This is a genomic window from Kitasatospora sp. NPDC058170, assembly GCF_042883905.1.
Taxonomy (GTDB): Bacteria; Actinomycetota; Actinomycetes; order Streptomycetales; family Streptomycetaceae; genus Kitasatospora.
In genome coordinates this window covers 157,809-173,921 of the sequence record NZ_JBHVUV010000009.1, presented here as the reverse complement: position 1 = coordinate 173,921, position 16,113 = coordinate 157,809, and the positions used below count along the sequence as shown (strand labels likewise).

The following is a 16,113-nucleotide window of genomic DNA, read 5'->3' as shown; positions in this document are numbered from 1 at the left end:
GCGCTCCGCACGATCGCTGGGGGAAGAATGACCCGTCCGAGCAAGCCCGTTCTGAGTCGTCGCGGTCTGATCGGGGGCACCGCGGCGGCCGGCGTCGGCGCCGTGCTGGCGTCCGGCACTCCGGCCGCCGCGGACTCCGGCCGCCGTCGGGACCACGTGGACCAGGCCGCGGTCGAGGCCGTCGCCGCCGGGCTCGACCGCGACCTGATCGCCTTGCGGCGCGACCTCCACCGGAACCCGCAGGTGGCGGGAGCCGAGGCGTTCGCCGCCGCGGCGGTGGCCGACCGGCTGACCGCCGCCGGGCTCGCCGTGACCACCGGCGTGGGCGGCACCGGGGTGGTGGCCGTGCTGAAGGGCGCACGCCCCGGCCGGACGGTGGCCTACCGGGCCGACATGGACGCGGTGCCGGGGGACGGGATCATGCCCCCGCTGAAGGACCGCCCCGCGGCGCACGCCTGCGGGCACGACATCCACACCACGGTCGGAGTCGGCGTCGCGCAGGTGCTGGCGCAGCTGCGGCACCGGTTGAGCGGCACGGTGGTCTTCCTCTTCCAGCCCGGCGAGGAGAAGCTGGAGGGCGCCGCGGCGATGATCAATGCGGGGGTGCTGGAGCGGACCGGCGCCGAGGAGATCCACGCGCTGCACTGTGGGCCGTACCCGGTGGGGCAGCTGTCCGTGACGCCGGGCAGCGGGCTGCCGGGCCAGGACTGGGCCACCGTGACGCTGACCGGGCCGGACGCGGCCGCGGCGGCGGGCCGGCTGGCGGCCGAGATCAACGCCCTGGCCGCGGTGGCCCTGCCGCAGACGGAGGCGGACCTGGCCCGGCTCGTCGCGGACGTGCAGACGCCGGACGGGCCGCTGACGCGGTTCGTGGTCGCCCGGAGCCGGGTGCAGACCGACGCCGAGGGCCGGGTGCAGGTGGCCGCCATGTACCGCTGCTGGCCCGAGGAGCGCACCGCCGAGGTGCGCGAGGACATCCGCCGGGTGGCGCGGTCGTACGCCGGGGCGACGGTGGCCTTCCCCCGGGACCCGTTCCCGGCGATGGTCTGCCCCGCGGACGACGCGAACGCGCTGGCCCGGCACCTGCGCCGGGTGCTCGGCGCCCGCGGGGTGACGGTTAACCATGGCGCGTTCCCCTTCAACGGCGAGGACTACGCGCTGTTCCTGCGCCGGATCCCGGGCACCTACACCTTCCTCGGTGTGCGCTCGCCCGGCGCCGGGGTCGCGTCGGCCTTCCCGCACTACGACACCTTCGTGCCGGACGAGCGGGCGATCGGCGTCGGCGTCAGGGCGATGGCGGGCTGGCTCGCCACCCGCGTCCGCGGGTGAGCGGCTGAGGCTGGCGTCCGGGCGGCACCTTCACCGCCCGGGCCGTGAGGCTGCCGCCCGGGCCGCCGCCCTCACCGCCCGGCGATGCCGACGGTGAGGGTGCCGTCCGGGGCGGCGGTGACCGTGACGGCCTCCAGGGTGGGGGCGTGCGCGGTGGGGTGGTGGGCGGCGGCGCGCGGGCCGATGCCGACGACGGGCATGCCGGCGGCCAGCGCCGCGGCGACACCGGCCTCGGAGTCCTCGAAGGCGAGGCAGTCGGCGGGGGCGAAGCCGAGCGCGGCGGCGCCCTTCAGGAAGCCCTCCGGGTCGGGCTTGCCGGCGCCGACGGACTCGGCGGTGACCAGGACGGGCGGCAGCGGCAGTCCGGCGGCGGCCATCCGGACCCGGGCCAGGTGCTCGTCGGCGGAGGTGACCAGGGCGTGCGGGAGACCGGTCAGGGAGGCCAGGAAGGCGGCGGCGCCGGGAATGGCGACGACGCCCTCGGTGTCGGCCTTCTCGTCGGCGAGCATCCGCTGGTTGTCGGCGTGGTTGAGCTCGGCCGGGCGGTCGGGGAGCAGCAGGGCCATGGTGAGGTGGCCCTGGCGGCCGTGTGCCAGGCGCAGCACCGCGGCGGGGTCGAGGCCGTGCGCGTCGGCGAAGCGGCGCCAGCAGCGCTCGACCACGGCGTCGGAGTCGACCAGGGTGCCGTCCATGTCCAGCAGCAGGGCGCGGACGGGCGGCAGGGTGGCGTTGGCGGGCATGGCGAGGCTCCTCGCTACGGGTTCGGAAGACCTGCGAGTCTATTGTTCAGCAAGGATACAAAACCTACCCGAGCAGGTGGGCGTTGACCGCACGGGCCGCCTCGGCCAGCTCCGGCAGCTCCACCACCTCGACCCCGGCCGCCTCCAGCAGGGCCGTCCCCTGGCAGTCGGTGACGAACAGATCCGGCTCGCGCCAGGCCACGACCACCCGCGGGACGCCGGCCGCGACGAGCAGCCGGGCGCACGGCAGCGGCCGGGAGGCCCGCTGCCCGCACGGCTCCAGCGAGCTGTAGACGGTCGCGCCGCGCAGTCGCGCGTCCCCGGCCGGGAGCTTGGCCAGGGCGGCCTCCTCGGCGTGGTCGTGGGCGTCCGCCTCGCGGCTGAAGCCCTCGGCCAGCACCTCCCCGTCCGCGCCGACGATCACCGCGCCGACCGAGAAGGCGGTCGCGGAGGGCGGGCAGAGCCGGGAGAGTTCGACGGCCCGGCGGAGGTGGTCGAGGTCGGTGGCGGTCACGGCGCGGACTCCTTCGGGGCGTACCTGAGCAGGACGACGTCGCCCACGGTACGTGCCTCCAGGAGGCGCATCCGGCGCGCGGGGCCGCCCGGGAACGCCGCCGGGTGGACGAAGCGCGGTGCCTGCGCCTGCCCGACCAGCAGCGGGGCGACGGCCAACTGCAGCTCGTCCGCGAGCCCCTGGGCCAGGAACTGGGTGTGCACGCTGCCACCGCCCTCGACCATCAGCCGGCGCACCCCGCGCGCCCCCAGGTCGTCCAGGACCGCGCCCAGTCCCACTGCCGCGCCCAGGGCCACCACCTCGGCCAGCCCGTCCAGCGCCGGGCGCAGCTCCGCGGCCCCCTGGTCCGTGGTGTAGGCGACCTTGTCGCCGCCGGTGTGCCAGAACCTGAGCTCCCGGTCGAGCCGGCCGCTCGCACTGAGCGTCACCTTCAGCGGGTGGGCGGGCCGGCCCGCCGCCAGCCTGGCGGCCCGCCGGGCGGGGTCGTTGACCAGCAGCCGGGGGTTGTCCGTGCGCAGGGTGTTGCCGCCCACCAGGACCGCGTCGGCGGCGGCGCGCTCCTCGTCGACCCGGTCGAAGTCGGCCGGACCGGAGAGCAGCAGCCGGTCGGGCGAGGCGTCGTCGAGGTGCCCGTCGAGCGACATCGCGGCGCTCAGCAGGACAAAGGGGCGGGACATGGAGGACCGTCTTCTGTAGGGGTCCGTCCACAGTACGGCCCACCGTGACGGCGCAGGGCCCGGAGGGCTGCTGTTCGTCCGGAGGCCGGTTCCCGTAGGGGCGGCGTTCGCCGACCGCCCCCACCCTGGTCCGGACCTCGCACCGCCCCCTCGTCGAAGGGCCAGCCCCGTGTCCCGCTTCTCCCGCGGCATCCTCCCGCTCGCCGTCGCCGTGCTGCCGGCCGTCGCGCTGCCGGGCGGCTCCGCCACCGCGGCCTCCTACGGCACGCCCACCATCACCCTCTCTACCGGCTACCTCTCCGGCGCGGTCGGTGCCACCGGCGACCCGACGGTCACCGTCACCGTGGCGCAGAGCGGCGCGAGCACCTCCGCGCTGACCGTCGCCGCCTCGGCCACCACGCGCAGCAGCGTCGCCCGGACCACGGACGTGACGGTGGCCGGTACCACCGGTACCCGTACCCTCGCGGTGGCCGCCCAGGGCGTCGGCTACACCGACCTCACCATCAAGGTCACCGGCCTCGGCGGCAAGACGGCCACCAGGACGCTGCACTACGCGGCCTCGCCCGCCGTCCGGGACTCCGCCGACAGCCGGTACCTGACCGGCTCCAGCGACGCCTCGGCGGCCGTGGACGCGGGCGGCGGCCACCTGGTGGTGGCCGACGACGAGTCCAACGTGCTGCGCCTGTACGACCGCAGCGCCTCCGGCGCGCCCGTGCGCACCTGGGACTTCAGCTCGGCGCTCGGCGTGTCCAAGGAGATCGACATCGAGGGCGCCGCCCGGGTCGGCGACACGATCTACTGGACGGGCTCGCTCGGCAACAACAAGGACGGCGAGATCAAGCCCGACCGGCACACCGTCTTCGCCACCACGGTCACCGGCTCGGGTGCCACCACCCAGCTGGCGCCGGCCGGTTCGTACGACGGGCTGCGCGACGACCTGATCGCCTGGGACCGGGCCAACGGCGACCGCTACGGCTTCGCGGCGGGCGCGGCCGCCGGGCAGGCGCCCAAGCAGATCGACGGATTCAACGTCGAGGGCCTGGAGTTCGCGCCGGGCAGCTCGACCACGGCGTACCTGGGCTTCCGCGCGCCGCTCGCCCCGGCCGTCACCGGCGGCCGGGCGCTGATCGTGCCGGTCACCAACTTCTCCTCCCTGCCGGGCGGTTCGGCGCACGCCACGTTCGGCGCCCCGATCGAGCTGGACCTCGGCGGGCTCTCCATCCGCGACCTGCGGCGCAACGCGGCCGACCAGTACCTGATCGTGGCCGGCTCCTGGGCGGCCGACGACAACTCCGACCCGTACGCGCTCTACCGCTGGAACGGGCAGCCGGGCTCGGCGCCGGTCAAGGTGTTGGACCTGCCGACCAGCGACGCCGGCGGCTGGGAGGCCGTGGCGGACATCCCGGACCTCACCGCGCCCGGCGCGCGGGTGCAGGTGATCACCGACGACGGCTCCGCCGACCTGTACGGCGACGGCACGGCGGCCAAGGACCTCACCCACCCGGAGTGGAAGAAGTCCCGCACCACCTGGTTCACCGTCAACTAGTCGGCGCCAAGTGGAAGTACGCCCTCGTCCGATCCGGGCGGGGGCGTTTTTCCGCTGTCTCGAAGTCAGAATATGAGACGAATCTTCTCGTCATGCGGGACGAGGAGTAGCGTCGGAGGCGTCGAGAAACCGACCCGCATCCAGGGGGACACCATGACCGGACAGCAGCCCGCCACCGTCTACACCCATGGCCACCAGGAGTCCGTGCTGCGCTCGCACCGCTCCCGCACCGCCGCCGACTCGGCCGGTTACCTGGTGCCCGAACTGCGGCCGGGCCAGGCCCTGCTGGACGTCGGCTGCGGACCGGGCACGATCACCGCCGACCTGGCCGAACTGGTCGGCCCCACCGGGCGGGTGGTGGCCGTGGACACCTCGGCCGAGGTGCTGGAGCAGGCGGCCGCGTACGTCGCGGGGCGCGGGCTGGACAACGTCGTCTTCGAGGTCGCCGACGTGCACGCACTGCACCACGCGGACGGGGAGTTCGACGTGGTGCACGCCCACCAGGTGCTGCAGCACGTCGCCGACCCGGTGGCGGCGCTGCGCGAGATGCGCCGGGTCACGGCCGAGGACGGCGTGGTCGCGGCCCGGGACGTCGACTACGCGACGATGACCTGGTACCCGCAGGCGCCGGAGCTGGACCGCTGGCTGGAGCTGTACCGGCGGATCGCCCGGTCCAACGGCGGCGAGCCGGACGCCGGGCGGCGGCTGCTGTCCTGGGCCCGGGCGGCGGGCTTCACCGAGGTCGCCGCCACCTCGTCCACCTGGACGTACGCGACGCCCGAGCAGCGCGCGTGGTGGGGCGGGCTGTGGGCGGACCGGATCCTGGACTCCGCCATCGCCGCGACGGCGGTCGCCGAGGGGTTCGCGGACAGGGCGGAGCTGGAGCGGATCTCGGCCGGGTGGCGGGAGTGGGCGGCCGCCGACGACGGATGGTTCGCGATGCTGCACGGCGAGGTGCTGGCGCGCGGGTAGCGGGGCTGGTGGCGGGGCTGGTGGCGGGCCGGAAAAGGGGTGGCGGGGTGATCTCCAAGATCGGGTAAAGTCGCGCGTCCGTTCCATTGCTCCGTCTGCGGAACGGTCGAGTCGAACTGTCGAGCTGATGCCCGTATCCGGCGGGCCGGGGGAGTCCCACGTGTCCAAGCCCGAGCCCGACGCGCCCCGCCCCGCGTCGGACACCCCGGCACCCGCCGAGCAGCCCGTCGAGCGTGTGGAGTTCACCAAGCCGGTCCGGGCCGACGCCGGGTCCGCCGCCGGGTCCGACGCCGAGCCGGGCACCGAAGCGGTTGCCGAGCCGGTCGCGCCCGCCGCCGGGGAACCGGCCGCCGAGGTGCCCGCCGTCGAGGTGCCCGCCGCCGAGGTGCCCCTCGTCGGGGAGCCCGCGCCGCCCGCCGACCCGTGGGCCGCCCCGGCGGCCTCCGGCGCCGTCCCGCCCCCGCCCGGCGCGCCGCCTGCGCCCGGCGCCCCCGTCGGCTCCCCGCCCGGCGCGCCGCTCCCGCCCGTCCCGCCCCGGCCGCAGGCCACCGGCTGGGCGGCGGTCACTCCCGGAGCGGTGTCCGGAGTCCAGCCCGGCTACGGCCACACCTACGGCTACCCGCAGGTGCCCGCCGTCACCAACGGCTTCGCCGTCGCCGCACTGGTCACCGGCGTGCTCTGCCTGTGGCCGCTCTCGCTGGCCTTCGCGATCACCGCGCTGGTTCAGATCCCGAAGCGCAACGAGCGCGGCCGGGGCATGGCGGTCGCCGGCCTGCTGCTCTCCGTCGGCGCGGTGCTGGTCTCCGCGGTAGGCGCGGTGGGCCTCCTCGCGGACAACGCCGACACCGTCCTCGGTGACCGGCCCGGCCGGGTGCCCAAGGCGCCGCCCGGGGCTGTCCACTGGGGCTCGCTCAGGTCCGGCGACTGCTACAACCAGCCCGGGGACTCCGCCGAGGAGGACTCGGAGGGCGGGGACCAGACCGTCTACTGGGTGCTCAAGGTGCCGTGCCTGATCCCGCACCAGGGCGAGGTGGCCGGCACCGCCCGGATCCCGGAGAGCGACGGCCCGGGCTACCCGGGCGAGACCAAGGTCCGTGAGCGCGCCGCCGTCCTCTGCGGGCCGGTGCTCGACGACTACGCCCTCGACAGCTGGGCCGTCCCGGACGGCATGGACGAGGTCTACCTCTACCCCGGCCGGGGCAACTGGAAGGCCGGGGAGCGGTACGTCACCTGCGCCTACGAGGACCGCGACACCCAGCACCGCGGCAGCGTCCGCACCGACCGGGGCAGTCTGACCCAGGCCCAGCTCACCTACCTGGAGGCCGCCCGGGCCTTCAACACGGCCTACGCGAACGAGCCGGACGCCGAGATCGCCGACGCGCGCCCCGAGTACTGGTCCTGGGCCGGCCAGATGGCCGCGGCCTCCCGCAAGGAGGCCGAGGACCTGTCCAAGGGCTCGACGCTCTGGCCGGAGGGCGTCAAGCCGAAGCTGGCCGAGCTGGTGGCCGTCCAGCGGGAGGCCGCCACCGCCTGGGACACCGCGGTGAAGACCGTCGACGCGACCGCGCTCGAACGCGAGGTGCGACGGGCGAAGGCCCTGGTGGCGAAGTCGGGCAAGCAGACCGTGGAGATCCGCCGCGAGCTCGGCCTGTCGACCGGCGAGCAGGCCGGCGAGGCCCGGGCCTGATCCGGACCGCGCCACGTCTTACCGGGCGTTAACCCGGCCCGCATCCGCCGGAATCAGGCGGGGCGTAGCGTCCTGCGGTGCGCGGCCCCGGCCCGACCCCCACGCGGGCCGGGCCGCGCACCGCCCCGGACCGCTCCCGGGCACCCCGGACCGCGCCAGGCCGCCCCGGACCGCTCCCCGACACCCCGCACTACGCTCGCCGCCATGGGGACCTACCGGGTGATGAGGCAGGACGACAACGGCAACCGCGTCGTGGTCGCCACCGGTCTGGAACGGGCCGAGGCCGAGCGGCCGGCGGCGCAGTTCGAGGCGCGCGGCCACAAGCGGCTCTACTGGGTGGAGGCCGAGGCCGCCGGGGCGCTCTGACCGGTCGCGGCCCGGCAGGGCCGGCCGGACAAAGCCCTACGCTCGGGGCCATGGAGAAGGCAACGCAGCACCGGATCGTCGTCGGCGGCGCACTCGTCCACCACGGGAGGGTGCTGGCCGCCCGCCGCAGCGCGCCGCCGGAGGTGGCGGGGCGCTGGGAGTTCCCGGGCGGCAAGACCGAGCCCGGCGAGACCGAGGCCGCCGCGCTGGAGCGCGAACTGCTGGAGGAGCTGGGCGTGCGGGCGCGGGCCCTGGCGCAGCTGCCCGGTTCCTGGACCGTCCGGCCGGGGCTGGAGCTCCGCTTCTGGACCGCGGAGCTGCTCTCCGGTGACCCCCGCCCGCTGGAGGACCACTCCGAACTCCGCTGGCTCACCCCCGCCGAACTCGGCGACCTCGACTGGCTCGACCACGACCGCGAGGTCCTCCCGCACGTCGCCCGCCTCCTCACCGAGGACTGAGCGCACGACTGCGCGCACGAGTGAGCGCACGACTGCGCGCACGGCCGGGTACCTGACGGGGTACATGACTGGTGGAACGGTCGCGCGAACGTCCGAACGCATGCTCGGGCCGCCGTGCGGCCCCGGTGGTCGGCCCCGGCGACGCGCGATACGCCGGGTAGGCCAATCGGAAAAGACGAACCACAAGCCGGGATAGCCTTGGTTCTGCTGGGTATGTCACTTTTCGGCACTATTCGTCACCATCGGTGAGCCGTCCCCAGCCGGCGACGCCGATCCCGACCAGAGCCGGAGGCCCCGTCGGTGTCGAGTACCGGTAACGGCGGCGGGGGAGCACGGCGTACGGGCGCCGGGGGGAGTGCCGCCGCCCGCGCGCGGCTGCGCCGCGGCGTGCGCCGGACGCCGCAGCCGGCGGAGGCCACCCGCCGCCGGGGCGAGGGAGCCACCGGCACCCCCCAGCCGGCCCCCTCCCTCGTGGTGCCCGACGCGACGCCCCGGACGGGCCTGCGCAGCCTGCCGGGCCGGCCGTTCCCCGCCGGCGCAGGCGGTGCCCCGGCCGCCCCGGCCGAGCACACCGGGGGCAGCCTGTTCGACGTGGTCAAGGTCGCCATCGCGATCCTGGACACCTCCGGCCGGGTGGTCCTGTGGAGCCCGGCCGCCGAGGAGCTGCTGGGCTGGCCCAACGAGCTGCTGGTCGGCCGCCGGATCGACGAGCTGATCCCGGACGAGGACCAGGTCGCCCGGATCCAGGCGGCGATCCAGGCCACCCTGCGGCACGGCCGCTGGGCGGGCCTCGCCGAGCTGCGCGACCGGGAGGGCGCCGGGGTCCGGGTCGAAGCCCGGATCTCCCTGCTGGTGGACGGCGACGGCACCCCGTTCCTCCAGGTCAACCTGGCCGAGGCGGATACCGTCCAGGCCGTCGAGCGGGACCTCGCCGTCCGCGACGCGCTGTTCGAGCAGTCCCCGCTGGGCATCGCCATCCTCGACACCGACCTGCGGTACACCGCCGTCAACCAGACCCTCGCCGAGATGAACGGCGTCTCCACCGAGGACCACGTCGGCCGCACCACCGGCGAGACCCTGCCCGAGCGCGCCGCCGACGAGATCACCGCCATCCAGCGCCAGGTGCTGGCCACCGGCGAGCCGGTGATCGACGTCACCCTCGCCTCGCCGGTCACCGCCCGCTCCGGCTACCGCTCGATCTCCTACAGCCGGATGACCGACCGGGCCGGCCGGGTGCTCGGCATCTCCGGCACCGTGATGGACGTGACCGAGCGCTACCGGGCGGTCGCCAAGGTCGAGCACGCCCGGCGCCGGCTCTCGCTGCTCAACGAGTTCGGCTCCCGGGTCGGCGACCTGCTGGACGCCTCCCGGATCGCCCAGGAGCTGGCCAGCGCCGTCGTCCCCCGGCTGACCGACCACTCCGCCGTGATCCTGCTGCAGGCCGTCGCCCACGGTGACGACCTGCCCCGGCACGGGCACGACCGCCGCACCTCCCTGCTCCAGCTGGGCACCGCCTCCGTCCAGGACGGCCCCGAGGTGGAGGTGATGCTGCGCCGCGGCGCCCGGATCACCTTCGCCGAGGACTCCGCCTGCGGCCGGGTGCTGCGCACCGGCGTCCCCGAGCTGCTCTCCGGCGCCGACCAGCTGAGCGACGTCACCTACCCGGGCGACCCGAAGATGCAGGCGGCGCACGACATCGGCGTGCACTCGATGCTGGTGGTGCCGCTGCGCGCCCGCGGCATCGTGATCGGGCTGCTGCTGGTCAGCCGGGCCGGCTACCGGGAGGGCTTCGACCGCGACGACCTGGCCTTCACCGTGGAGCTCGCCGACCGGGCCGGCAGCTCCCTCGACAACGCCCGCCTCTACGCCCGCGAGCGCACCGCCGCGCTCACCCTGCAGCGCACCCTGCTCCCGCAGCAGGTCCCGCAGCCGACCGGGGTCGAGGTCGCCTACCGGTACGTGCCCGGCAGCAGCGGCACCGAGGTCGGCGGCGACTGGTTCGACGTCATCCCGCTGCCCGGGGACCGCACCGCCCTGGTGGTCGGCGACGTGATGGGCCACGGCCTGCGGGCCGCCGCCACGATGGGCCGGCTGCGCACCGCCGTCCGCGTGCTGGCCGCCCTGGACCTGCCGCCGGACGTGCTGCTGCGGCACGTCCACGAGCTCGCCGACGACCTCGCCCAGGGCCCGGACGAGGCGCTGCTGGCCACCTGCATCTACGCCGTGTTCGACCCGGCCACCGCCCGGCTCACGGTCGCCAAGGCGGGCCACATCCCGCCGGTGCTGATCGTCCCGGGGGAGGGGGAGGAACCGACCAGGACCGGCGGCCCGCTGCCCGGCGGCGGCGGCCGGATCCTGGACCTGCCCTCCGGCGCCCCGCTCGGCGTCGGCGGCGTCCCCTTCGAGTCCGTCGAGCTGAAGATCCCCGAGGGCAGCCTGCTGGCCCTGTGCACGGACGGCCTGGTGGAGTCCCGGGACAAGGACCTGGACGTCGGACTCGGCCGGCTGCGCCTGGTGCTCGAACAGCCGCACGCCTCCATCCAGGCCGCCTGCGAGGCGGTGCTGGACACCATGGAGCAGGGCCGCGAGCCCGACGACGTGGCCCTCCTGCTGGCCCGGCTCGGCCACGGCCAGGCCGGCACCCCGACGGCCGGCTGGACCTTGCCGGCCGAGCCCACCGCCGTCTCCCGGGCCCGCCGGCTGGTCCGCGCCACGCTCGTCGAGTGGGGCGTCGAGCAGCTCACCGACATCGCGGAACTGCTGGTCAGCGAGCTGGTCACGAACTCCGTCCGGTACGCCAGCGCACCCATCGGCGTCCGGTTGACGCTCGGCGAGACGCTGCTGGTCGAGATCTCCGACCCGCTGCCGGACCCGCCCCGCGAGCGCCACGCGGCCGAGGCCGACGAGGGCGGGCGGGGCCTGGAGCTCGTCCGCCGGCTCGCACTGCGCTGGGGGGCCCGCGCCGAGGGCATGGGCAAGGTCGTCTGGTTCGAGCAGGCCCTGCCGGGTAATGAGCCCGACGAGCCGGGAGTCGAGTAGGACGCGAGTAGAACGGGGCTGCATATGCCAGCGGGAGGCCGGGGGGAGCGCGCACTCCGGCGGGGGGCGCGAGCGTGGCATTGTGGTTGCGCGGGCGGTAGGACAAAAACCTTCGCCCGATCTGATGTTGTGATGTTGAGGGCGTGTGAACGTACCCCTCGATGATGAATACTCGGTCTTCTCGGCATCCGGACGGTCACGGGTTTGGAGGGGTCGGTCCGTTGAACAGCACCCCGGCGCGTAACGCGCCGAGCAGCAGCGGTCATGCCGCTGTGCCCGGGCAGGCCGGCTCCCCGCACCTGCCCGCCGCGGCGGCATCGCCGGCCGCGGCCCCGGGTCAGGCCCGAGCCGCCCGCCCGGAGGTCGGCGCCCACCGGTGGGGAGCCGGGGACCCGGGCTCGATCTACGACTACATCCGGGTCGCCACCTTCGCGATCGGCCCCGACGGGCGGATCAGCCAGTGGAGCGAGCGGGCCGCCGAGTTCTTCGGCCTGCCCGCCGCCGAGGCCGTCGGCGCCGACCCGATCACCACCTTCGTCCCGCGCGAGCTCTGGCAGCGCGGCCGCGCCCGGCTGGAACGCACCCTGGCCGGCGAGGAGTGGGTCGGCACCACCCCGTACCGGGACGCCTCCGGCCGCGAGGGCCTCGCCGAGCTCTATCTGATGCCCGACAGCGCGCTGCCCACCGCCGGCGCCACCTGCCTGGCCGTCGACCTCGGCCGGCTGCGCCGGATCGAGACCGACCTCGCCGCCTCCGAGGCGGTCTTCGGGCAGACCCCGACCGGCTTCATCCTCTTCGACGACCGGCTGCGGCTGCAGCGCGTCAACGACGCCTTCGCCTCCGGGATGGGCCTCGTCCCCACCGACCTCGAGGGCCTCACCCCGCACGACCTCTTCCCGCAGTCCGAGGCCGACCGGCTCACCGCGGCCCTGCGCAAGGTCCTCGCCACCGGGGAGCCGGTCTTCGACCTGCGCTTCCACTCCGCCGTCCCCACCCGCGAGGGCAACCGGCTCTGGGCCGTCTCGCTCTACCGCCTCAACGGCTCGGCCGGCCAGCCGATGGGCGTCGCCGGCCAGGTCTCCGACGTCACCAGCCGGCACGTCGCCGAGCGCGAGGCGGACGGCGTCCGCCGCAACCTCGCCCTGCTGAACGAGGCGAGCGCCCACATCGGCTCCACCCTCGACCTGGAGACCACCGCCAAGGAGCTGCTGGACGTCGTCGTCCCGCCGTTCTGCGACCTCGCCACCGTCGACCTCTACACCGCCCTGCTCTCCGGCGAGTCCGTCCCCAGCGCCGGGCGGCTCGGCGACACCGTGCTTACCGACGGCAGCGGCGAACTGCGCCGGGTCGCCGTCTCCAGCGTCGTCGGCGGCGCCTCCTCCGTCCTCGGCTCGGTCACCGGCCTGCCGATCGCCGAGGCCGGCGGCACCCTCTGCTACCCCCGCCGCTCCCCGCACGCCCGGGCGCTGCGCACCGGCCGCAGCGTCGTCCCCGAGCCCGGTCCCGACCCGCTGCTGCGCTCCACCCTGATCGTCCCGCTGGTCGCCCGCGACCAGGTGCTCGGCCTGGTCCAGCTCTCCCGCGCGATCGGCAGCGAGCCCTTCGACGCGCGCGACGTCGCGATCGCCGAGGAGCTCGTCGCCCGCGCCGCCGTGTGCATCGACAACGCCCGGCTCTACCGCCGCGAGCACGAGCGGGCCCTGATCCTCCAGCGCAGCCTGCTGCCCCCGGGCAACCCGGCCGCCAGCGGCCTGGAGATCGCCTGTCGCTACCTGCCCAGCAACAACAACACCGAGGTCGGCGGCGACTGGTTCGACGTCATCCCGCTGCCCGGCAACCGCACCGCCCTGGTGATCGGCGACGTGATGGGCCGCGGCCTGCGCGCCGCCGTCGCGATGGGCCAGCTGCGCACCGCCGTCCGCACCCTCGCGATGCTCGACCTCGAACCCGCCGAGGTGCTCACCGCGCTGGACGAGATCGCCCGGGGGCTGGGCGACGACTCCGCGCCGACCAGCCCGCCCACCCCGTACGGACGGCTCACCTCGACCGCCGACGAGGAGGCCCGCGAGGTCTACCTGGCCACCTGCGTCTACGCGGTCTACGACGCCGTCACCCGGCGCTGCACCTTCGCCAACGCCGGCCACCTGCCGCCGGTCCTGCTCAGCCCGGGCGAGAGCGCCCGGATCCTGGACGTGCCGCCCGGCCTGCCGCTCGGCGTCGGCGGCGAGCCCTTCGAGGAGGTCGAGCTGACCCTCCCGGACGGCGCCGTGCTCGCCCTCTACACCGACGGTCTGGTCGAGAGCCGCAAGCACCAGCTGGACGAGGGCCTGCGGGCCTTCCGCACGGCGCTGTCGGCCGAGGGCAAGGGCCTGGAGGACCTCTGCGACCACGTCCTCGGCGAGCTCAACCCGCACCACGGCGAGGACGACATCGCGCTGCTGATGGCCAGGGTGCACGCCTTCGCCGAGGACGCCGTCGGCAACTGGTTCCTGCCGCCCGAGCCCACCTCGGTGGCCAAGGCCCGCGAGCTGGCCTGCAGCTGGCTGCTGGCGCGCGGCCTGGACGAGCTGGTCGACACCACCGAGCTGCTGGTCAGCGAGCTGGTCACCAACGCGCTGCGGCACGGCCGGGGCGAGATCCGGCTGCGGCTGCTGCGCGACCGCAACCTGGTCTGCGAGGTCTGGGACGACGGCTACGCCCAGCCGCGCCAGCGCCGCGCCCAGGAGACCGACGAGGGCGGGCGCGGGCTCCAGCTGGTCAGCCTGTTGGCCGAGCGCTGGGGCAGCAGGCGGACGCCCAAGGGCAAGATCGTCTGGTTCGAGCTGTCCGTCTGACCGGCCGGCCGGGCGTTTCGGCTGTCCGGGTGCAGTAGCCCGGCGGCCGCCGTGTCGCCGGGCCGGGCCCCGCCCGGGCGGCGTTCGATGGCCGCCATGCGCGTCCGCCAGCCCACCGCCGCAGCCGCCGCGCTGCTGCTCGCCACCGCCGCCCTGGCCGCCTGCTCCGGCGGCCCCCCGGCCCCCGCCCCCTCGCCGGTCCCGGCACCGGCCCCGCCCGCCGCCACCACCGGGGACGTGCGCCCGTCCGACCGCGGGGCCGTCCGGGACGGCGGCACGCTGCGCTGGGCGGTGGACGAGGTGCCGGCCACGCTCGACGTCTACCAGCCGGCCGCGACCGCCGACTCCGCGCTGCTCGCCCGCGCCCTCTACCCCTCGCTGTTCCGCCCGGACGAGCACGGCCGGCTGCTCGCCGACCCGGACTACCTGGTGGCGGCCGAGTCCACCCCGCCGGGCCGGCTGCCGCAGGTGGTCACCTACCGGCTCAACCCGGACGCCGTCTGGAGCGACGGCACCCCGCTGTCGGCGGCCGACTTCGCCGCCCAGCGGGCCGCGCTCTCCGGCCTCGACCCCGCCTACACCAGCACCCGCCCGGCCGGGTACGACGCCATCGACGCGATCGGGCCGGGAGCGGACGCCCACGAGGTCACGGTCACCTTCCGGCAGCCGTGCGCGGGGTGGCGGGCCCTGTTCGGGCCGCTCTACCCCGCCACCGAGACCGCCTCCGCCGCCGTCTTCAACCGCCCGTCGACGGCCGGTGCACGGGTGACGGCCGGGCCGTTCGCGCTCTCCGGAGCCGACCCGGCCGGCGGGCGGATCACCCTGGCGCGCAACCCGCTCTGGTGGGGCGAGCGGCCGAAGGTCGACCGGATCGACTTCCTGGCCGTCCCGCCCGACCGGCGGCTGGACGCGCTCGACCGGGACCAGCTCGACATCGCCCCGCTCACCGCGGCCGTCGACCGGGCCCCGGCCGCCCCCGGCAGCTCGGCCGACCTCGCCCAGGCCTCCGCCCAGGCGCTGCGCCGGGCCGAGGCGCTGCCCGGCATCACCGTGCACCGGGCGTCCGCCGCCTCGCTCACCCAGCTCACCCTGAACGCCGCCCGCGCTCCGCTCGGCGACCCCGCCGTCCGGCGCTCCCTGGCCAGGGCCGTCGACCGCCGCCGCGCCGCCGAGGCCGCGCTCGGCCCGCTCGGCCTGGCCGCCGCGCCGCTCGGCAGCCACCTGCTGGCCGGCGACCAGGACGGCTACCGGGACAACGGCGACGCCCTCGGCACCGCGGACCCCGACCGACTGCTGGACGCGGCCGGCTGGAAGCGGCCGAAGAACGGCGGCACCCGGGCCAGGGACGGCAAGGAGCTCGCGCTCACCCTGCTGATCCCCGCCGACTCCGCGCTGGCCCGGCGGACCGCCGACGCGCTGACCGCGGACCTGGCCGGGCACGGCATCGCCCTGCGGCCGGTCGCGGTGCCCGCCGCGGCCTTCCTGCGCGACCACCTCGCCACCGGCGACTACGACCTCGCCCTGTTCTCCTGGCCGGCCGGCCCGGACCCGGCCACCGAGCAGCGCCCGGTCTACGCCAAGCCCCGGCCCGGCCCGGACGGCGCCCTGGCGGCCGGCAGCAACTACGGCCGCTCCGGCACCGAGGAGATCGACCGCCTCCTCGACCGCGCGGCCGCCGAGCTCGACCCCGCCGCCCAGCTGGCGCTGCTCCAGGAGGCCGACACCCGGATCTGGCAGCTGGGCCACTCGGTGCCGCTCTTCCAACGCCCGGATCTGGTCGCGGTGCGCGAGGGCGTGGTGGGCGCCGGCGCCTGGGGTTTCGGCCCTCCGCGCTTCCAGGACCTGGGGTTCGCCCAGGGGTAGCGCGGGGCCGTCGGGAGTGATCCACCTGTGATCTTGATCCCGCCCGACCTGCCCGTTTCGGCCGACCTGGACGGTTCCCCGTACGATA

General features: G+C 75.8%; 10 protein-coding genes and 1 pseudogene. 9 read left to right on the top strand and 2 right to left on the bottom strand.

Going from position 1 to position 16,113, the window contains the following annotated elements:
* The first annotated feature begins 27 nt into the window (after positions 1-27).
* Positions 28-1,329 (top strand): M20 family metallopeptidase, encoded by a 1,302-nt coding sequence (locus ACFVVX_RS12780; protein WP_387944508.1) that lies wholly within the window; start codon positions 28-30, stop codon positions 1,327-1,329.
* Positions 1,330-1,400: 71 nt separating this feature from the next.
* Here the strand turns inward: ACFVVX_RS12780 and ACFVVX_RS12775 are convergent, their stop codons facing one another.
* Both ACFVVX_RS12775 and ACFVVX_RS12770 read right to left on the bottom strand, forming a co-directional pair.
* Entirely contained in the window at positions 1,401-2,069 is a 669-nt protein-coding gene (locus tag ACFVVX_RS12775) for an HAD-IA family hydrolase (protein WP_387944506.1), read from the bottom strand.
* 64 nt (positions 2,070-2,133) lie between these two features.
* A pseudogene (locus tag ACFVVX_RS12770) lies at positions 2,134-3,260 on the bottom strand (dihydrofolate reductase family protein).
* 190 nt (positions 3,261-3,450) lie between these two features.
* Here ACFVVX_RS12770 and ACFVVX_RS12765 point away from each other — a divergent pair.
* The 8 genes from ACFVVX_RS12765 (at position 3,451) to ACFVVX_RS12730 (ending at position 16,025) form a co-directional block, all read left to right on the top strand.
* A complete protein-coding gene (locus tag ACFVVX_RS12765; protein ID WP_387944650.1) occupies positions 3,451-4,806 on the top strand; it encodes a DUF3616 domain-containing protein in 1,356 nt (451 codons plus the stop codon).
* Positions 4,807-4,959: 153 nt separating this feature from the next.
* Positions 4,960-5,778, top strand: coding sequence for a methyltransferase domain-containing protein (locus ACFVVX_RS12760; RefSeq protein ID WP_387944504.1), 819 nt, complete (start codon positions 4,960-4,962; stop codon positions 5,776-5,778).
* 160 nt (positions 5,779-5,938) lie between these two features.
* Positions 5,939-7,465 carry a DUF4190 domain-containing protein gene (locus ACFVVX_RS12755; protein WP_387944502.1) on the top strand — a complete coding sequence of 509 codons (1,527 nt, stop codon included), beginning with the start codon at positions 5,939-5,941 and terminating at the stop codon, positions 7,463-7,465.
* A 204-nt stretch (positions 7,466-7,669) separates the two neighbouring features.
* Positions 7,670-7,831, top strand: coding sequence for an SPOR domain-containing protein (locus tag ACFVVX_RS12750; RefSeq protein WP_387944500.1), 162 nt, complete (start codon positions 7,670-7,672; stop codon positions 7,829-7,831).
* Between the two features lie 50 nt (positions 7,832-7,881).
* The gene (locus ACFVVX_RS12745; RefSeq protein WP_387944498.1) at positions 7,882-8,289 is read left to right on the top strand and encodes an NUDIX domain-containing protein; all 408 of its coding nucleotides are present in this window, start codon (positions 7,882-7,884) and stop codon (positions 8,287-8,289) included.
* 300 nt (positions 8,290-8,589) lie between these two features.
* The gene (locus ACFVVX_RS12740; protein ID WP_387944496.1) at positions 8,590-11,328 is read left to right on the top strand and encodes a SpoIIE family protein phosphatase; all 2,739 of its coding nucleotides are present in this window, start codon (positions 8,590-8,592) and stop codon (positions 11,326-11,328) included.
* A gap of 221 nt (positions 11,329-11,549) precedes the next feature.
* Positions 11,550-14,162, top strand: coding sequence for a SpoIIE family protein phosphatase (locus ACFVVX_RS12735; protein ID WP_387944494.1), 2,613 nt, complete (start codon positions 11,550-11,552; stop codon positions 14,160-14,162).
* A gap of 96 nt (positions 14,163-14,258) precedes the next feature.
* Complete coding sequence (locus ACFVVX_RS12730) at positions 14,259-16,025, top strand: ABC transporter family substrate-binding protein (protein WP_387944492.1); 1,767 nt, start codon at positions 14,259-14,261, stop codon at positions 16,023-16,025.
* Positions 16,026-16,113: the final 88 nt, after the last annotated feature.